Source organism: Agromyces agglutinans (genome assembly GCF_009647605.1).
GTDB lineage: Bacteria > Actinomycetota > Actinomycetes > Actinomycetales > Microbacteriaceae > Agromyces > Agromyces agglutinans.
In genome coordinates, this window is the sequence record NZ_WJIF01000001.1 from 389,566 (window position 1) to 407,918 (window position 18,353).

Genomic DNA, 18,353 nt, shown 5'->3' on the forward strand with positions numbered 1-18,353 from the left:
CGTCGAGGGCATGATCACCGCAGAAGGTCTCAGCAAGCGGTTCGGCGCGAAGACCGCCGTCCACGACATCAGTTTCACCGTCCGCCCGGGCCAGGTCACCGGATTCCTCGGCCCCAACGGCGCCGGCAAGTCGACGACGATGCGCATGATCGTCGGCCTCGACCGTCCGACCGAGGGGCGGGTCACGGTCAACGGCAAGCGATACGCCGAACTCCGCGCACCACTGCACGAGGTCGGGGCGCTCCTCGACGCGAAGGCGGTGCACACCGGCCGCACGGCCTACAACCACCTCCTGGCCATGGCCGCGACGCACGGCATCGGCAAGAGCCGCGTCCGCGAGGTCATCGAGCTCACGGGCCTCGAGTCGGTCGCGGGCAAGCGGGTCGGCGGATTCTCGCTGGGCATGGGCCAGCGCCTCGGCATCGCGGCCGCGATGCTGGGCGACCCGTCGACGCTCATCCTCGACGAACCGGTCAACGGCCTCGACCCCGAGGGCGTGCTGTGGGTGCGCCAGTTCGTGCGCCACCTCGCCGCCGAGGGCCGCACCGTCTTCCTCTCCTCGCACCTGATGAGCGAGATGGCGCTCACCGCCGACCACCTCATCGTGCTCGGACGCGGCGAGATCCTCGTCGACGCTCCGGTCTCCGACGTGATCTCGGGCGGCACTCGCGCGCGGGTCCTGGTCCGCTCACCGCAGGCGTCGACCCTCGCCGACCTGCTCGCCGCCCCGGAGGTGGCCGTCGTCCGCTCCGAGGCCGGCGTGCTGGAGGTCACCGGGGTCGAGGCATCCGGCATCGGCGACCTGGCGGCCCGGCACGGACTCGCCATCCACGAACTCACCCCGCTCAGCGCGTCGCTCGAGGAGGCCTACATGGCCCTCACCGCCGACGCGGTCGAATACCGTACGGAGGCCGTCCGATGACCACCATCACCTCACCCGTGGCGCGCACCGCGCGCCCCGCACCCCGCACCGAGTTGAGCTTCGGCGGCGTGCTGCACTCCGAGTGGATCAAGCTCCGCACCCTCCGCTCGACCGTGTGGTCGTTCGCGGTGGTCATCGCCCTGTCGGTCGGCATCGCCGTCATCATGGCGTTCAGCATGCGCGACGGCATGGTCAGCGGGGATCTGAGCGCGGCACCCGCCGACCTGCAGACGCAGGCCGTGCTGCAGTCGTCGATGATCGGCATCTACCTCGGGCAGCTCGTCATGGCCGTGCTCGGGGTCATCGCCATCAGCGGCGAATACACGACCGGGATGATCCGCTCGACGCTGACCGCCGTGCCTCGCCGCCTCCCCGCACTGTGGGCGAAGGCCGTCGTGCTCTTCGCGGCGACGTTCGTGGTGGGCGTCGCCTCGCTCGGCGCCGCCTTCGCGGCCTCGTCGATCGTGCTCGCGGGCGCCGACGTCGCCGCGGACCTCGCCGACCCCGACGTCGCCGTCACGATCCTCGGAGGCGGGCTGTACCTCGGCCTCGTCGCGGTCTTCGCGCTCGGAATCGGAGCCATGCTGCGTTCGAGCGCGGGCGGCATCGCCGCCGTGCTCGGCCTGATGATGCTCCTGCCGACGGTGATGCAGCTCATCCCCGCCCAGTGGGTGCAGGACCTCGCGCCCTACGCGTTCTCGACCGCGGGCTTCGCGATCTTCAGCGGGCCGCTCAACCCGGGGGCCGTCGTCACGACCGGCCCCGACGCCTGGCAGAGCCTCGCCATCGTGCTGGCGTGGGTCGCGGCATCCATCGCGGGCGCCGCGGTGCTGCTGAAGCGGCGGGACGCGTAGAGTCCCGTCCATGACGGAAGCGCCGTTCTCCCCCGATCGCCCGGTGTCGGCGGTCGGGGGAGAACTCCGTCTCCCCAAGCCGCCGGGCGTGATCCGGCAGTTCTGGGCGCGGCATCCGTGGCTCACCGACTCACTGATCACGGCGATCTACTTCCTGCCGACCTTCGTCGGCATGATCGTCTCCGCGACCGTGACCGACCGGCTGCCTCCGGCCGTCGCGGTGGCCCAGCTCGGCGCCGTCGTGGTCGCGGGCGCCGCGATCCTGCTGTTCCGGCGTCGCCGACCGTGGCTGCTGCTGATCGTCGCCGCGAGCGTGTGCCTGCTCGTCTACCCGTTCGGGACGACCGACGTGCTGCCCCTGCTGCTCGCGCTCTACGCGCTCGCGGTGTACCGCTCCACACGGTCGGCGTGGATCGGCTTCGGCATCTCGGTAGCGGTGGCGACGCTCTCCTCGTACCTCGCGGTGTGGGTCGGCGGCGACGACACGGTGGTCCCGTTCGGTGCCCCCGCCCTGGCATCCGCGTCGCAGTTCACGGTCTTCCTGCTGATCGCGACGCTGATCGGCGTGACCGTCGGCAACCGGCGCCGCTACCTGAACGCCCTCATCGCCCGGGCGCACGACCTGGCCCGTGAGCGCGACCAGCAGGCGCAGCTGGCGACCGCGCTCGAACGCTCGCGCATCGCGCGCGAGATGCACGACATCGTCTCGCACAGCCTCACGGTGATGGTGACCCTCGCCGACGGATCCGCGGCGACCGCCGACCGCGACCCGGGGCGCGCGGCCGAGGCGATGCGGCAGGTCGCCGAGACCGGTCGCGCGGCGCTCGCCGACATGCGCCGCATGCTGGGCGTGCTGGCGCGGCCCGAGGCCCCCACGCCGGAGGTGGCGGGCGCGCCGGCCGGGCCCGACGGGCCGGACGCGCCCGTCGCGTCGCAGGAGCCGGGCGACCTCGCGCCGCAGCCCGGCACGGCCGACCTCCCCGACCTCGTCGAGCGATACCGCGCGGCCGGCCTGCCGGTGCGCCTGGAGACCGCGGGCGCGCCGATCACCGATGCCAACCTGCAGCTGACCGTCTACCGCATCGTGCAGGAGGGGCTCACGAACGCGCTGCGCTACGCGCCGTCGGCCCACCTGGTCGAGGTCGCGGTCGAGCACGCGGCCGGGATGGTGCGGGTCGACGTGGTCGACGACGGCACGACGGCCGCCTCGACCGGTGCGGCGACCGGATCGGCGACCCGATCGGCGAGCGGCTTCATCGGCGGCGGCAACGGGCTCGTCGGCATGCGCGAGCGCGTCGCCCTCTACGGCGGTACCGTCGAAGCCGGACCCCGCGCCGCGGGCGGCTGGCGCGTGCACGCCGAGCTCCGAGCCGAGGAGGACCGCGCGTGACCACGGACCTTGCGCGAAGCATCCGCGTCGCCATCGTCGACGACCAGGCGCTCGTGCGCACCGGCCTGCGCATGGTGCTCGAGGCCGAGCCCGACTTCGACGTCGTCGGCGAGGCCGGCGACGGGAGAGCTGCGATCGAACTCGCCCGATCGACCGCGATCGACGTCATGCTCATGGACGTGCGCATGCCGGGCGTCGACGGCATCGCCGCGACCGCCGCCGTGACGGCGATCGAGGACGGCCCTCGGGTCGTCGTGCTCACGACCTTCGACCTCGACGAGTACGCGTTCGCCGCCATCCGGGCGGGCGCCAGCGGATTCCTCCTGAAGGACGTGCGGCCGCAGGAGATGGCGGCGGCGATCCGCACCGTGCACTCGGGCGAGGCGACGCTCTCCCCCAGGATCACGCGCCGGATGATCGAGCTCTTCGCCGATGACCTTCCGGCGACGGCGACGGCGACGGCGACGGACGCGACGGGCGCCGCCGCGACGGACTCGACGGACGCCACGGCCGCGACGGACGCCGCGGCGGCGCGGCTCGACGCACTCACTCCGCGCGAGCGGGAGATCCTGGTCGCGATCGCCGAGGGACTGAACAACTCGGAGCTCGCGGCACGCTTCTTCCTCTCGGAGTCGACCGTGAAGACGCACGTCGGCCGGCTGCTGCAGAAGCTCGACGCGCGCGACCGCGTGCACCTCGTCATCCTCGCGTACGGTCACGGCCTCCTCCCCGACGAGCGTCGGTAGGCTGGCCGGGCACACCGACACGGAGGGCCCATCGATGCCAGCAGCGAACCTCACCCGACTCGAGGCGGAGGCGCGCGCGGCCACCGTCAGCGCCCCGACGTACGACGTGACGCTCGACCTGACCGGCGAGACGACCTTCCGCTCGGAGACGCTCGCGCGCTTCCGTGCGACGCCGGGCGCGTCGACCTTCATCGAGGCGACCACGGTCGAGGTGCACGAGATCGTGCTCAACGGGCGCAGCCTCGACCTCGCCGCCGTGTCCGACGGGAGCCGCATCCGACTCGACGACCTCGCCGACGAGAACAAGGTGCGCGTGGTGTCCACGTGCGCCTACACGAACACCGGCGAGGGCCTGCACCGGTTCGTCGACCCCGTCGACGGCGAGGCCTACCTGTACACCGAGTTCGCGGTCGCCGAGGCGAACCGGGTGTTCGCGGTGTTCGACCAGCCCGACCTCAAGGCCGGCGTCCGGTTCACGATCACGGCACCCGCCCACTGGACGGTGCTCTCGAACGCCCCGAGTCCCGCGCCGACCGCCGTGCCGGGCACCGCGCCGCACGCCACGTGGGCGTTCGAGACGGGCCCGGTGATCTCGAGCTACATCGTCGCGATCATCGCCGGGCCCTACGCGTCGTGGCACGACACGGCCACGAGCGTGGACGGCCGTGACGTGCCGCTCGGCCTCTTCACCCGGCGCTCGCTGGCCGAGTACGCGGAGCCCGAGGTGATGTTCGAGCTGGTGCGCCGCGGGCTCGAGTTCTACGAGGGGTCCTTCGGCGTGCCCTACCCCTACGGCAAGTACGACCAGATCTTCGTGCCCGAGTACAACTGGGGCGCCATGGAGAACGTGGGCGCCGTGACGTTCAACGAGTCCTACCTGTTCCGCGCGCGCGTCTCCGACGCCCGCCGCGAACAGCGCGCGATCGTGGTGCTGCACGAGCTCAGCCACATGTGGTTCGGCAACTCGGTCACCATGCGCTGGTGGAACGACCTCTGGCTGAACGAGTCGTTCGCGACGTGGGCCTCGACCCTCGCGACGGCGCGGGTGACCGAGTTCACGGGCGTCTGGGCGACGTTCGCGAGCGACGAGAAGACGCACGCCGCCGAGCAGGACCAGCTGCCGTCGACGCATCCGATCGTCGCGGAGATCAGCGACCTCGCCGACGTCGAGGTGAACTTCGACGCCATCACCTACGACAAGGGCGCCTCGGTGCTGAAGCAGTTGGTCGCGTGGGTGGGTCTCGAAGCCTTCCAGCGCGGGGTCGGCGCGTACCTGCGCGCCCACGGCGGCGGCAACGCGACCCTCGCCGACCTGCTCGCCGAGCTCGAGCTCGCCTCGGGCCGCGAGCTGTCGCGATGGTCGGCGCTGTGGCTCGAGACCGCGGGCGTCAACACGCTGCGAGCGGTCGTCGAGACGGATGACACGGACACGATCGTGTCGGCCCGCATCGAGCAGACGGCCAGCGCGGAACGCCCGACGCTGCGCCCCCACCGGCTCGCGATCGGATGCTACGACCTGGTCGAGGGGCGGCTCATCCGCACGCACCGCGTCGAGCTCGACGTCGATGGGGCATCCACCGACGTGCCGGGTCTCGCGGGCCGCCACCTTCCCGACCTGCTGCTGGTCAACGACGACGACCTGACCTACGCGAAGGTTCGGCTCGACGAGCGGTCGTTCAAGACGGCGATCGAGCACCTCGCCGAGATCGGCGACCCCGTCGCACGCGCCGTCATCCTCGGCTCGGCGTGGGACGCGGTGCGTGACGCCGAGTTGCCGGCCACCGAGTTCGTGAAGCTCGTGCTGCGCAGCGTGGGCCACGAGACGCAGTCGTCCGCCCGGGGGCTCGCGCTCGCCCGGCTCGAGCTCGCGCTCGGCCGCTACGTCGCCGACGAACGCCGCACCGAGGTCGCGGCCGACGCGGGCGACGCGATCTGGGCGCAGGCGGGCCTTGCGGCGCCCGGCTCCGACGGGCAGTTGCAGTTCGCGAAGGCGTTCACGCGCATCGCGTCGACGCCCGCGCACGCCGACGTGCTCGGCTCACTGCTCGACGGCCAGACCGTGCTGCCGGGCCTCGAGATCGACCTCGACCTGCGCTGGGAGATCGTGATCGCGCGCGCCGCACTCGGCGCGGGCGGCGACGACGAGATCGACGCCGCGCTCGCGCTCGACGACACCGCGAAGGGTCGCCAGCTCGCCCACACCGCCCGTGCAGCCCGGCCCGACGAGGACGTCAAGCGGGCGGCCTTCCGGCAGGTGGCGACGGATGCCTCGCTCTCGAACGATCTGGCGCGCGCCATCGCCGAAGGGTGGCGACGAGCCGCGCCGGCGACCTTGCTCGCGTCGACGGTCGACGAGTACTTCGCGCTGCTGCAGGAGGTGTGGGCCGAGCGCAGCTTCACGATGGGCTCGCTCATCGTGACGCGGCTCTACCCGAGCCCGCTGGTCGACGAGGAGCTCGCCCGCCGCACGCGCGAGTGGCTCGCGGCGAACGCCGGCCCGGCGCCGCTCGTGCGGCTCGTGTCGGAGCAGCTCTCGGAGCTCGAGCGCGCGCTCGCGGCCCGCGCCCTCGACGCTCGCGAACTCGAAGAGCTCCCAGCCAGCGGAAAGTAGACTTCCGAACGATGCGATTCGAAGTTCCCCCCGACGCGCCCGATACGGTGCTCAGCCCAGACTTCTTCGCCGTCATCGGCACCTGGTGGGCTGACAACTGGGCCATCATGCTCGGCAAGCTCGTCTCGGTCATCCTGATCGTGGTGATCGCCCTGCTGATCCGCTGGGTGCTGCACTTCGTCATCGACCGGGTCGTGCAGCAGATCGTCTCGGGCGTGAAGAAGAAGCAGGACGTCACCGACACGCAGGCGCTGCAGGCGTCGCCGCTGGCGACCGTGCGGCTCGTGCAACGCACGCGCACGCTCGGCAACGTGCTCTCCAACGTCGTGAACGTCACCCTGTTCATCGTCGTCACGCTGATGATCGTCGCGACGATCAATCCCGACATCCTCGGGTCGTTCGCCCTGCTGTCGGCCGCGATCGGCGCGGGCCTCGGCTTCGGCGCCCAGAACATCGTGAAGGACGCCCTGAACGGCCTCTTCATGGTCGTCGAAGACCAACTGGGCGTCGGCGACGTCGTCGACCTCGGCCCGGCGACCGGCATCGTCGAGGAGGTCAGCATCCGCATCACCAAGGTGCGCGACGTCAACGGCACGCTCTGGTTCGTGCGCAACGGCGAGATCCTACGCGTCGGCAACCTGTCGCAGGGCTGGGCGCGGGTCATCCTCGACGTCGCGGTGCCCTACGAGGCCGACATCGAGGCGGTCGAAGGCGAGATGCTGAAGACCGCGACCGAGCTCGCGCAGGTGCCCAAGTGGCGCTCGCGCATCCTCGACAAGCCCGAGGTGTGGGGCCTCGAGTCGATCTCCGACGACGCGATGGTCATCCGCATCGTGATGAAGGTGCGCACCTCGTCGAAGGACGACGTCGCGCGCGAGCTGCGGGTGCGCCTCAAGCACGCGCTCGACGCCATGGACGTGAAGCTCCCGAGCCTCAGTTCCGTCGTGCTGAGCGGGTTCGAGGGCGCCACGCGCGTCAAGGGCGCGAAGCCGCCCAAGACCTCGCCGAACCGCGTGCTCGCGGGCGAGGCGACCCCCGCGAAGCGGCCGAAGGCGCCCCGCGCCCCGCGGTCTCCCAAGGCCCCGACGGAAGGCGGCGACGCGTGACCGACCAGCACTCGGGTCCTGTACAGCCCGCGAACGTGCCGCTGCGCGGCAGCGAGCACGGGCCCGCACTCGGCGAGTCGTTCTACGACCAGGTCGGCGGCAGCGCGACCTTCGAGAAGCTCGTCACCGAGTTCTACCGCGGCGTCGCGGGCGACCCGGTGTTGAAGCCCATGTACCCCGAAGAGGACCTCGGGCCCGCCGCGCAGCGGCTCCAGCTCTTCCTCGAGCAGTACTGGGGCGGCCCGGGCACCTACAGCGAGCAGCGCGGGCACCCCCGCCTGCGGCTTCGGCACCAGCCCTTCAAGGTCAACCCCGACGCGCGCGACCGCTGGCTCGCGCACATGCGCGCGGCAGTCGATACGCTGGACCTCCCCCCGCTCGCCGAGGAGGTCCTCTGGGACTACCTGCAGCGCGCCGCGTTCGCGATGGTCAACACCTTCGAGGACTGAGCGTCTCGGCGGCGAGACCGCCCCCGCCCGCATCCGCCGTGCACCCGTCCGTGACGAAGGAGTCCCCGTGGCCGCAGCCGACCCCACCCGCAACCCCGACGCGATCATCGTCGGCGCCGGCCTCGCCGGCCTCGTCGCCGCAGCCGAGCTCGTCGACGCGGGCCGGCGTGTGCTCATCGTCGAACAGGAGCCGGCCGCGAGCCTCGGCGGCCAGGCGCACTGGTCATTCGGCGGGCTGTTCCTCGTGGACTCCCCCGAGCAGCGCCGCATGGGCGTCAAGGACTCGCTCGAGCTCGCGCGGCAGGACTGGGCGGGAACCGCCGGGTTCGACCGCGACGAAGACGAGTGGGGCCGCCGGTGGGCCGACGCGTACCTCGAGTTCGCCGCGGGCGAGAAGCGGGCCTGGCTGCACGAGAAGGGCGTGCGGTTCTTCCCCGTGGTCGGTTGGGCCGAGCGCGGCGACGGGCGCCCGTCGGGCCACGGCAACTCGGTACCGCGCTTCCACATCACCTGGGGCACCGGGCCCGGCGTGCTCGCGCCCTTCGTCGGCCGCGTGAAGGCTGGCGAGGCGGCCGGACTCGTCGAGTTCCGCCACCGCCACCGCGTCGACGAGCTCATCGTCGAATCGGGTGCCGTCGTCGGCGTCCGCGGTGCCGTGCTGGCCGACGACGCTGCCGGGCGCGGCGAACCGAGCAACCGCGACGAGGTCGGGGAGTTCGAACTGCGCGCACCTGCCGTCGTCGTGGCATCCGGCGGCATCGGCGGCAACCCCGAACTCGTTCGTCAGTTCTGGCCCGAGCGCATGGGCGCGGCGCCCTCCGGGCTGCTCTCGGGCGTCCCCGCGCACGTCGACGGACGCATGCTCCCGATCGCCGAGCGTGCGGGAGCACGCCTCGTCAACGGCGACCGCATGTGGCACTACACCGAGGGCATCACCAACTGGGACCCGGTGTGGCCGAACCACGGCATCCGCATCCTCCCCGGCCCCTCGTCGCTCTGGTTCGACGCGACGGGCGCCCGGTTGCCCGTGCCGCTCTACCCGGGCTTCGACACGCTCGGCACGCTCGAGCACCTCGTGGCCACCGGGTACTCGCACTCGTGGTTCGTGCTCACCCAGAAGATCATCGAGAAGGAGTTCGCGCTCTCGGGCAGCGAGCAGAATCCCGACCTCACCGGGAAAGACCTGAAGCTGCTCGCCCAGCGTGTGCGCGCCGGGGCGCCGGGGCCGGTCGAGGCGTTCAAGCAGCACGGGGTCGACTTCATCGTCGCCGACACGCTCCCCGAACTCCTCGAGGGCATGCGAGGGCTGTCGGGCGAGGCGCCGCTCGACACCGAACGCGTCGAACGCGAGATCCGGGCACGCGACCGCGAACTCGACAACGAGTTCTCCAAGGACCTGCAGCTCGCGGCGATCCGGGCGGCGCGCCGGTACCGCGGCGACAAGCTCATCCGGGTCGCGACGCCGCACCGCATCCTCGACCCCGAAGCTGGGCCCCTGATCGCGGTCAAACTGCACCTGCTGACCCGAAAGACCCTCGGCGGCATCCAGACCGACCTCGACTCGCGCGCGCTCGACGCGGCCGGCGCCCCGGTGCCCGGGCTCTACGCAGCCGGCGAGGCCGCCGGATTCGGCGGCGGCGGCGTGCACGGCTACCGCGCGCTCGAGGGCACCTTCCTCGGCGGATGCCTCTTCACGGGGCGTGCCGCCGGTCGTGCTATCGCGCGGAACGCGATGGGCTCGTAGCGGCGGGCCGGATCACGCACGCCTCGGCGGTCGAGGAGCCGCGCACGAGGTCGCGCCGGGCTCGGCGGTCGAGGAGCGCGCGACGAAGGAGCACGCGTATCGAGACCCCCGGTGCGGTCAGGACTTCAGGGTCCAGGGCTTGCGGCGCACGAGCACGTGCCCGCGCCGCGAACTGAGCCGGGTCCACGGACCCGTCTCGAACACCTGGATCGCGTCGTCGCCGAGGAAGCCGAGGCTGTAGGCGGCGAACGCCGCACCCGCCGGCACGTACTCGATGCCGTCGACGCCGCGCCCCCAGACCTCGCTGCGCACGCGCTGCACGAGCTGCTCCCCCGTGCCGTCGGGAATCGCCTCCGCGACCTCGGCGATGCCCGCGCGTGCCGCCGACTCGAGGGTCGGGGCATCCGTCTGCCCGATCGGCAACCAGCCGCCCCGCGGCGGCGAGATGCCGGCCCAGGTGACCGTGTTCACCTCGGGCGGCCTCGACATCGACACCGGGCGCGACTCGTCGTCCTCGCCGAACTCGCCGCGCGCCCGCACGATGCGCTCCACGAGCGATCGCATGGGCACCACGGCGTCGAAGTCCTCGGTGTCGACCAGGCCGAAGGTGCGCAGGCCGAGGACGGTCGGCGATTCGTCGAGGATGCCGCGCGGGTACAGGATCGCGGTGTACACGGCGAGGATGCCGGAGCCCGCGATGAGGCGGACGGAGCCGTCTTCGACGCGACCCGCCCGCTGCAGGTAGGTGTGCAGGTCGCCGAGCGAAAGGCTGTCGGCAAGCGTCAGTTGCTGGACCATCTCCTGTCTAAACTACCAACGGAGCGCCGCGGCCTCCGCCAGCGGCCGCACGGCCCGCGTGCGCCGCGCACCGACGGAGGAACGATGAACGGTCCCATCGACGGACTGATGAGCACCCTGCGCCTGACCGACACCGGCGCGCGAACCAACGAGGACATCTTCACGGGCCCCTCGCAGTGGATGCCCACCGGCCGCGTGTTCGGCGGCCAGGTGCTCGCCCAGTCGCTGATCGCCGCGACCAACACCGTCGAGCCCGACCGGCACCTGCACTCGATGCACGGCTACTTCCTGCGCCCGGGTGACGTGGCGCACCCCATCACGTTCTCCGTCGACCGCATCCACGACGGCCGGTCGTTCTCGACGCGGCGCACCCAGGCGTTCCAGCACGGCGTCCCGATCCTCTCGCTGATCGCGTCGTTCCAGACCGACGACGAGGGCCTCGAGCACCAGGCCGACCTGCCCGGCGACCTGCCCGACCCCGAGTCGCTGCCCTCGACCGCCGAGGTCATCGGCCACATCGAGCACGACGTCGCGAAGTACTGGTCGAGCGAGCGCGCGTTCGACGTGCGGCACGTGCCGTCGCCGATCTACCTGCGCGTCGACGGCGAGCACGTGCCCCGCCAGGCGGTCTGGATGAAGGCGATCGGCCGGCTGCCCGACGACCAGAAGCTGCACCGGGCCGCGCTCGCGTATGCGAGCGACTACTCGATCCTCGAGCCGGTGCTGCGAGCGCACGGCCTGCCGTGGGCGACCCCCGGCCTGAAGGTCGCGAGCCTCGACCACGCGATGTGGTGGCACCGCGACGCGCGGGTCGACGACTGGCTGCTGTACACCCAGGAGTCCCCGTCGGCCAGCGGCGGCAGAGGGCTGTCGCTCGGGCGCATCTACACGCGCGAGGGGCTCCTCGTCGCCTCCGTCGCCCAGGAGGGCATGGTGCGCGCGCCGCGCGGCTGACCCGTCTGGGCGGTTCCTGTGCAATCCGCCGATTCCCGGCCGGTTCGCGCCAGAATGGCTCCACGGGTGCCGTGCGCGGTCGCACGGCGAGGGGGCGGTGCACGATGACGGATGCCACGGAACTCACTCGGCGGACGGTGCTGACGATCGGCGGAACCGGCGCGCTCGGGGGCGCGCTGGTGCTGACCGGCTGCGCGGCCGACGGGTCGACGCCCACCGAGACGGATGCCACGGCGTCGACGACGCCACCAGCTTCCGCCGATGCGGCGCCGTCGACGGAGCCCGGCGCCGATGCCGGGGCCGGGGCTGGAGCCGCCGGCATCGCCGCGCTGTCGGAGGTGCCCGTCGGCGGGAGCATCGCCGTCGAGATCGACGGCGAGCCGGCACTGCTGGCGCAGCCCGAAGCGGGCCGGGTCGTGGCGTACAGCGCGATCTGCACGCACCAGCAGTGCGTGGTCGCGGCCGCGGGCGATGTCTTCGAGTGCCCCTGCCACGGGTCGGTGTTCGAGGCCGCCACCGGTAACGTCATGCAGGGCCCCGCACTCGACCCGCTGAACCCGATCGAGGTGCGCGTCGAGGGCGACCAGGTCGTCGCGGGAAGCTGATGGACTACGTCTTCCAGGATCTGCCGCTGCACGTCCTGCTCGTGCACGTCGTCATCGTGGCGACGCCGTTGCTCGCACTCGCCCTCGTCGTCGCGGGTGCCTGGCCCGCAGCACGCCGGGTGCTCTGGGCGCCCTGCCTGGTCGGCGCCGCGGTGCTGGTGCCGCTCGCGCTGGTCACCATCGAGGCCGGCAAGTGGCTCGAGCAGCGCGTGCCGCCGGCGCCGTTGATCCAGGAGCACACCGCACAGGGCGAGGACATCGTGCCGTGGGTCATCGCCATCGCGGTGGTCGCCGCGGCCCTCGCGGCGTGGTCGGTGCTCGAGCTCGTCGCTCGGCGGCGCGATCGCTCGATCGGCCGTGGCGCGGTCGTCGGCGCGAGCGTCGTGCTCACGCTCGCAGCCCTCGTCGTCGGCGCCGGCGCCACGTGGACGATCGTGCAGATCGGCGAGTCGGGCAGCCGAGCGGTATGGGAGGGCGGGTTCAGCGACGAGCCGCTGGAGTGAGGAGCGACAGGGCCCCGGCTCAGCGGTGGCGGAACTCCACGGGCGCCTCGAGGTAGGGCTCCCAGGCGGCGCGCTCGTGCTCGCCGATGCGGCGCGGCTTGCCGGTCGCGGCGTCGACGAGCACGATCGTCGTGGCCGCCCGGGTGTAGAGCGTGCGCGGCTCGGCGCCGACCGGTGAGTGCACCTCGTAGCAGACCTCGAGGCTCGCACCGCCCATGCGACCGATCCAGAGCTCGATGTCGAGCGGGAGTCGCTGGTACGGGATCGCCTCGAGGTACTCGACCTCTTGACGGGCGATGAGCGTCAACGTGGTCGCCCCGGGCGACGCGTCGATCACGGCGGTCGACCTGCCGACCGCGTGCTCGGCCGTGCCGTCGTCGTTCACCCAGAACGCCTGGATGCGAGCCTCCTCGAGGAGGCTCAGCATCCGGGCGTTGTTGACGTGACCGTACGCGTCGAGGTCGCTCCATCGGAGCGGCGTCGGCACGTGCAGGCGCATCCGGTCAGTCCCGGGTGAGCTTGCGGTACGTCGAGCGGTGCGGCTTCGCCGCGTCGGGGCCGAGTCGCTCGACCTTGTTCTGCTCGTACGCCTCGAAGTTGCCCTCGAACCAGTACCAGCTGGCCGGGTTCTCGTCGGTGCCCTCGTAGGCCAGGATGTGCGTCGCGATGCGGTCGAGGAACCACCGGTCGTGGGTGATGACCACGGCGCAGCCGGGGAACTCGAGCAGCGCGTTCTCGAGGCTCGAGAGGGTCTCGACGTCGAGGTCGTTGGTGGGCTCGTCGAGCAGCAGCAGGTTGCCGCCCTGCTTGAGCGTGAGCGCGAGGTTCAGCCGGTTGCGCTCACCGCCCGAGAGGATGCCGGCGCGCTTCTGCTGGTCGGGGCCCTTGAATCCGAACGTCGACACGTACGCGCGGCTCGGCACCTCGGTCTTGCCGACCTGGATGTAGTCGAGCCCGTCGGAGACGACCTCCCAGAGGTTCTTGTTCGGGTCGATGCCCGAGCGCGACTGGTCGACGTACGAGATCTTCACGGTGTCGCCGACCTTGACGCTGCCGCCGTCGATCGGCTCGAAGCCGACGATGGTCTTGAACAGCGTCGACTTGCCGACGCCGTTCGGGCCGATGATGCCGACGATGCCGTTGCGCGGCAGCGAGAACGAGAGCCCCTCGATGAGCTTGCGGTCGCCGAAGCCCTTCTCGAGGTTCTTGACCTCGAGGACGACGTCGCCCAGGCGCGGCCCCGGCGGGATCTGGATCTCCTCGAAGTCGAGCTTGCGCGTGCGCTCGGCCTCGGCCGCCATCTCTTCATACCGGGCCAGTCGCGCCTTGGACTTGGCCTGGCGGCCCTTCGCGTTCGAGCGGACCCACTCGAGTTCGTCCTTCAGGCGCTTCTGGAGCTTCTGGTCCTTCTTGCCCTGCACCTCGAGGCGCTCGGACTTCTTCTCGAGGTAGGTCGAGTAGTTGCCCTCGTACGGGTACAGCCGGCCGCGGTCGACCTCGCAGATCCACTCCGCGACGTGGTCGAGGAAGTACCGGTCGTGGGTGACGGCGAGCACGGCGCCGGGGTACTTGGCGAGGTGCTGCTCGAGCCAGAGCACGCTCTCGGCGTCGAGGTGGTTGGTGGGCTCGTCGAGCAGCAGCAGGTCGGGCTTCTGCAGCAGCAGCTTGCAGAGGGCCACGCGACGCTTCTCACCGCCGGAGAGCACCGAGACGGGCGTGTCGCCGGGCGGGCAGCGCAGCGCGTCCATCGCCTGCTCGAGCTGGGAGTCGAGGTCCCACGCGTCGGCGGCGTCGATCGCCTCCTGCAGCACGCCCATCTCGGCGAGGAGCGCATCGAAGTCGGCGTCGGGGTCGGCCATCGCGGCCGAGATCTCGTTGAACCGGTCGATCTTGGACTTGATCTCGCCGACGCCCTCCTGGACGTTCTCGAGGACCGTCTTGGACTCGTCGAGCTCGGGCTCCTGCATGAGGATGCCGACCGAGTACCCGGGCGAGAGCCGCGCCTCGCCGTTCGAGGGCTGGTCGAGGCCGGCCATGATCTTCAGGATCGTGGACTTGCCCGCGCCGTTCGGACCGACGACGCCGATCTTCGCGCCGGGGAGGAACGCCATCGTGACGTCGTCGAGGATCACCTTGTCGCCGACCGCCTTGCGGGCGCGAACCATCGAGTAGATGTAATCTGCCATGTCGCCTACCAGTCTATGGGGCGCGTCTGCCCGATCAGACAGCCGCCCGTGCCGAGTGCGGGACGAACGGCTCCGTGGTAGCCGCCCGACTTCGGACCGTACTGGCCGACCAGGCACTCGCCCTGGAACGCCACCGCGAACTGGACCGAGTCGGCGGCCTCGCCGAGCGTCGTCGTATCGGCGGTGACCTGCATGGCCGCCTTGTCGAAGCCGGCGGCGGCCAGCGCGTCGATGAAGGCACGGCCGCCGGCGGCCGGGTCGGCCGCGACCACGCCCTGGTTGACGTGGTCGAAGAAGTCGAGGTTCTCGGTTGCCGAGAGCTCGGGCGCGAACGTCGGGGGCGGCGTCTCCGTCGGCGTCGGCCGCGGGGCGCTCGTGGGCGACGTGGTCGCCGTCGGCTCGGGGGCGCCGCCGAAGCATCCGGCGAGGGCCAGCACGAGGGCGGCCCCGGCGAGCGCCGGAGCCGTCGTGCTGCGGCGAAGCCTGGCCATGTCTCCCCTGTTCCGGCGGCCGCCTGCCCGCCCGTGCCGAGTCTATTCGGTCGGCACGGCCGGGCGACGGGAGCCGCCCGGCGCTCAGCGCGCGAACCCGGCGAACTCCGCCTCGAGACCGGAGGCCGCATCGTCGTCGTCGACCCGGTCGGCTTGGTCGTCATCGGCGTCGTCGACGTCGGCATCGAGCTCCGCGTCGATCGCGGCGCCCTCGCCGAACGCGGGATACGCGTCGTACCCCGTCGACGAGCCCTCGGTCGCAGCGTGGGTCTCGAGCTGCTGCTCCCCCTCGCGCGCCTCGGCGCCGACCTGCGCCCCGGCGCCGGCCGAGGCATCCACCTGCTCACCGTCGCGCGGCGGCTGCAGCCGGCGCAGCTGGGTGATGCCGAAGACGAGGTCGTGGCCGATCGTGTCGGCCTCGATCTCGACCGAGGTGCCGGACTTCTCGCCCGCGGTCCACGCGCGCTGCTTGAGCCGGCCGTGCACGATCACGCGCTCGCCCCTGCGCACCGACGCGCCCGCGTTGTAGGCGAGCTGGCGGAACGCGGAGACCGTGTACCAATTGGTCTCGCCGTCCTGCCAGGTGCCCGCGGCGCGGTCGAAGTAGCGGCGCCTCGAGGCGAGGCGGAACGAGGTGATGGGCAGCCCCTGGGGCGTGGTGATGGCGCGCGGGTCGCTGCCCACGACGCCCGTGACGGTGATCTGGTCGGACATGTCGCTCCTTCGGATGCATCGCCGCCCGGAGTGGCGGCTCGCGGCATCCGGAGCGCTCGTGCCGGAGTATCGCCCCGGATGCCGCGTGCTCAGAGACTGGCGCCCCGCGGAGTCATCCGATCGGCGGCGGCGCCCACCCGTGGACGATCACCGCGCGCCCGGCGGTGTGCAGGAGCGGACCCGCGCCTCAGGCGACGACGTACTCTGCGTACGACCGGCGGATCTTGTTCACCTTCGGCAGCGCGACGGCCAGGCAGTACCCCTGCCCGGGGTTCTTGGCGAAGAAGTCCTGGTGGTACTCCTCGGCCGGGAAGAACTCGCCGAGCGGTTCGATCGTCGTGACGATCTCGCCCTCCCACCACTCTGACGCCCGGTCGCGGGCCTGCTCGAACAGCTCGCGCTGCGCGTCGCCGTCGAAGAACATCGCCGAACGGTACTGGGCGCCCACGTCGGCGCCCTGGCGGTTGAGCTGGCGGGGATCGTGGAGCGTGAAGAACACGTCGAGGATCACCTCGCGCGGGATGGCGTCGGGGTCGAACTCGACGCGCACGACCTCGGCGTGGCCGGTCGCGCCGGTGCACACCTGCTCGTAGGAGGGGTGCGGCGTCGTGCCGCCCGTGTAGCCCGAGACGACGTCGTGCACGCCGCGGAGCGTGCGGTAGACGGCGTCGAGGCACCAGAAGCAGCCACCGGCCAGAACGAAGCTCTCCACCGTCCTAGAGTATCGGGATGACCTACCTCGCCCGCCCCGAGCGGTACGACGACATGCGATTCAACCGGGTCGGGCGCAGCGGCCTCGTGCTGCCCGCGCTCTCCCTCGGCCTCTGGCACAACTTCGGGCACGAACGCGCCCTCGACACGCAGCGTGCGATCGTGCGACGGGCGTTCGACCTGGGCGTGACGCACTTCGACCTGGCGAACAACTACGGGCCCCCTCCCGGGAGCGCGGAAGAGAACTTCGGCCGCCTCCTCGCGACCGACCTGAAGCCCTACCGCGACGAGCTGATCATCTCGACGAAGGCGGGCTACGACATGTGGCCGGGTCCTTACGGCGACGGCGGCTCGCGCAAGTACCTGCTCGCGTCGCTCGACCAGAGCCTCGGCCGGATGGGCCTCGACTACGTCGACGTCTTCTACTCGCACCGGCCCGACCCCGAAACGCCCATCGAGGAGACGATGGGCGCGCTCGCGAGCGCCGTCCGTCAGGGCAAAGCGCTCTACGTCGGCGTCTCGAACTACTCGCCCGACCAGACGCGCCGCGCGGCTGAGGCGCTCGCCGCGGAGGGCATCCCGCTCACGATCCACCAGCCCCGGTACTCGATGTTCGACCGGCACATCGAGGACGGCCTGTTCGAGGCCCTCGACGAGGTCGGCGCCTCGGCGATCGTGTTCTCGCCGCTGGCCCAGGGCCTGCTCACCGACCGGTACCTCGGCGGCGACGTACCCGCAGGTTCCCGCGCCGCGACGAGCCGGTTCCTCTCCCCCGAGCGCATCAGCGAGGAGTACCTCGAGCGCGCCCGCGCACTCGACGCGGTCGCGAAGGAGCGCGGACAGTCGCTCGCGCAGCTCGCCCTCAGCTGGGTGCTGCGCCAGCCGCAGATCGCCAGCGCCCTGATCGGCGCCTCGAGCGTCGCCCAGCTCGAGCAGAACGTGGCCGCCCTCGACGCCGCGCCGCTGACCGACGACGAGATCGCACGCATCGAGCCGTTCGCGGCGGACGGCACCGTACTCGGGTAGTACCGATCCGGGCGGATGCCCCGGCGTCGGGGTCGATGCCCCGGCGTCGCTCGGATGTCGGCGGTCGAAGCTATCTTCGAATCGAGCAGGGCCGGCTGCGCGATGAAGGGAGCATCCTCGATGTCCATGACCACGACGACGACGACGACCACCGCCGCCGGGGCCTTGCCCGTCATGGCCTCGCCCGCAGGGCCCGGGCGTGCCGTCCCGGCGCGCGAGGCCTACCCGGGCGAGGTCCCCGGCCTGCGCTTCACGCCCGCCGCGAGCGGCCTCTGGCGGGTCGCGACCGCAGACGGCACCCTCCTCGGCCACATCGAGCGCCGCCCGGTCGCCGGCGGCGAACGGTACCGGTCGCGGCGGCTGCTGCCCGGGCTCGTGCGCTCACAGGACCTCGGCGAGTTCTGGAGCCCTCGAGACGCCGCCGAGGTGTTCCGCTGAGGCCGGCCACTCCCCCAGCGCGCGTTCCCGCTCGCGGAGGCTTCCGGCACGCCCTTCCGGCACGCCGTCGCGGATCGCGTCGGCGCAGCGCACGCGCCGGTAGCC

At 71.8% G+C, this 18,353-nt stretch carries 19 protein-coding genes; 13 read left to right on the forward strand and 6 right to left on the reverse strand.

Annotation, left to right across the window (positions count from 1 at the left end; translation table 11 throughout):
- Nucleotides 1-10 precede the first annotated feature (10 nt).
- The 8 genes from GE115_RS01855 (at nt 11) to GE115_RS01890 (ending at nt 9,822) form a co-directional block, all read left to right on the forward strand.
- Entirely contained in the window at nt 11-922 is a 912-nt protein-coding gene (locus GE115_RS01855) for an ATP-binding cassette domain-containing protein (protein WP_153683087.1), read from the forward strand.
- Nucleotides 919-1,776 carry an ABC transporter permease subunit gene (locus GE115_RS01860; RefSeq protein ID WP_153683088.1) on the forward strand — a complete coding sequence of 286 codons (858 nt, stop codon included), beginning with the start codon at nt 919-921 and terminating at the stop codon, nt 1,774-1,776. Before GE115_RS01855 ends, GE115_RS01860 begins: the two co-directional genes overlap by 4 nt.
- A gap of 10 nt (nt 1,777-1,786) precedes the next feature.
- Nucleotides 1,787-3,166, forward strand: a complete 1,380-nt coding sequence (locus tag GE115_RS01865) for a sensor histidine kinase (RefSeq protein ID WP_246190460.1) — start codon at nt 1,787-1,789, stop codon at nt 3,164-3,166.
- The gene (locus tag GE115_RS01870) at nt 3,163-3,912 is read left to right on the forward strand and encodes a response regulator (protein WP_312854800.1); all 750 of its coding nucleotides are present in this window, start codon (nt 3,163-3,165) and stop codon (nt 3,910-3,912) included. Before GE115_RS01865 ends, GE115_RS01870 begins: the two co-directional genes overlap by 4 nt.
- A 34-nt stretch (nt 3,913-3,946) precedes the next feature.
- A complete protein-coding gene (pepN, locus tag GE115_RS01875; protein WP_153683089.1) occupies nt 3,947-6,523 on the forward strand; it encodes an aminopeptidase N in 2,577 nt (858 codons plus the stop codon).
- Nucleotides 6,524-6,534: 11 nt separating this feature from the next.
- On the forward strand, nt 6,535-7,629 hold the full coding sequence (locus GE115_RS01880; protein WP_376765681.1) for a mechanosensitive ion channel family protein: 1,095 nt from the start codon (nt 6,535-6,537) through the stop codon (nt 7,627-7,629).
- Nucleotides 7,630-7,670: 41 nt separating this feature from the next.
- On the forward strand, nt 7,671-8,078 hold the full coding sequence (locus GE115_RS01885) for a globin (RefSeq protein ID WP_153683337.1): 408 nt from the start codon (nt 7,671-7,673) through the stop codon (nt 8,076-8,078).
- Between the two features lie 67 nt (nt 8,079-8,145).
- A complete protein-coding gene (locus GE115_RS01890; protein WP_312854801.1) occupies nt 8,146-9,822 on the forward strand; it encodes an FAD-binding dehydrogenase in 1,677 nt (558 codons plus the stop codon).
- A 117-nt stretch (nt 9,823-9,939) separates the two neighbouring features.
- Here GE115_RS01890 and GE115_RS01895 read toward each other — a convergent pair whose 3' ends face one another.
- Nucleotides 9,940-10,620 carry a DUF8185 domain-containing protein gene (locus GE115_RS01895; RefSeq protein WP_153683090.1) on the reverse strand — a complete coding sequence of 227 codons (681 nt, stop codon included), beginning with the start codon at nt 10,618-10,620 and terminating at the stop codon, nt 9,940-9,942.
- Nucleotides 10,621-10,704: 84 nt separating this feature from the next.
- Here GE115_RS01895 and GE115_RS01900 point away from each other — a divergent pair, with 84 nt between their 5' ends.
- The 3 genes from GE115_RS01900 to GE115_RS01910 all read left to right on the forward strand — a co-directional run bounded on the left by GE115_RS01900 (nt 10,705) and on the right by GE115_RS01910 (nt 12,682).
- The gene (locus GE115_RS01900; protein ID WP_153683091.1) at nt 10,705-11,574 is read left to right on the forward strand and encodes an acyl-CoA thioesterase; all 870 of its coding nucleotides are present in this window, start codon (nt 10,705-10,707) and stop codon (nt 11,572-11,574) included.
- Between the two features lie 104 nt (nt 11,575-11,678).
- Entirely contained in the window at nt 11,679-12,179 is a 501-nt protein-coding gene (locus tag GE115_RS01905; RefSeq protein ID WP_153683092.1) for a QcrA and Rieske domain-containing protein, read from the forward strand.
- Complete coding sequence (locus GE115_RS01910) at nt 12,179-12,682, forward strand: DUF2231 domain-containing protein (protein WP_153683093.1); 504 nt, start codon at nt 12,179-12,181, stop codon at nt 12,680-12,682. Before GE115_RS01905 ends, GE115_RS01910 begins: the two co-directional genes overlap by 1 nt.
- Before the next feature lie 19 nt (nt 12,683-12,701).
- Here the strand turns inward: GE115_RS01910 and GE115_RS01915 are convergent, their stop codons facing one another.
- From GE115_RS01915 to msrA, 5 genes are all read right to left on the reverse strand, one after another.
- On the reverse strand, nt 12,702-13,181 hold the full coding sequence (locus tag GE115_RS01915) for an acyl-CoA thioesterase (protein ID WP_153683094.1): 480 nt from the start codon (nt 13,179-13,181) through the stop codon (nt 12,702-12,704).
- 4 nt (nt 13,182-13,185) lie between these two features.
- On the reverse strand, nt 13,186-14,868 hold the full coding sequence (ettA, locus tag GE115_RS01920; protein WP_153683095.1) for an energy-dependent translational throttle protein EttA: 1,683 nt from the start codon (nt 14,866-14,868) through the stop codon (nt 13,186-13,188).
- 5 nt (nt 14,869-14,873) lie between these two features.
- Complete coding sequence (locus GE115_RS01925) at nt 14,874-15,359, reverse strand: DUF6993 domain-containing protein (protein ID WP_153683096.1); 486 nt, start codon at nt 15,357-15,359, stop codon at nt 14,874-14,876.
- An 84-nt stretch (nt 15,360-15,443) separates the two neighbouring features.
- Nucleotides 15,444-16,073, reverse strand: coding sequence for a single-stranded DNA-binding protein (locus GE115_RS01930; RefSeq protein WP_153683097.1), 630 nt, complete (start codon nt 16,071-16,073; stop codon nt 15,444-15,446).
- 187 nt (nt 16,074-16,260) lie between these two features.
- A complete protein-coding gene (msrA, locus tag GE115_RS01935; protein WP_312854802.1) occupies nt 16,261-16,785 on the reverse strand; it encodes a peptide-methionine (S)-S-oxide reductase MsrA in 525 nt (174 codons plus the stop codon).
- A 17-nt stretch (nt 16,786-16,802) separates the two neighbouring features.
- On the opposite strand from msrA, the gene mgrA reads away from it, so the two are divergent.
- Both mgrA and GE115_RS01945 read left to right on the forward strand, forming a co-directional pair.
- On the forward strand, nt 16,803-17,810 hold the full coding sequence (gene mgrA / locus GE115_RS01940) for an L-glyceraldehyde 3-phosphate reductase (RefSeq protein ID WP_153683098.1): 1,008 nt from the start codon (nt 16,803-16,805) through the stop codon (nt 17,808-17,810).
- Between the two features lie 126 nt (nt 17,811-17,936).
- Nucleotides 17,937-18,248 (forward strand): hypothetical protein, encoded by a 312-nt coding sequence (locus GE115_RS01945; protein WP_153683099.1) that lies wholly within the window; start codon nt 17,937-17,939, stop codon nt 18,246-18,248.
- The last annotated feature ends 105 nt before the right edge of the window (nt 18,249-18,353 follow it).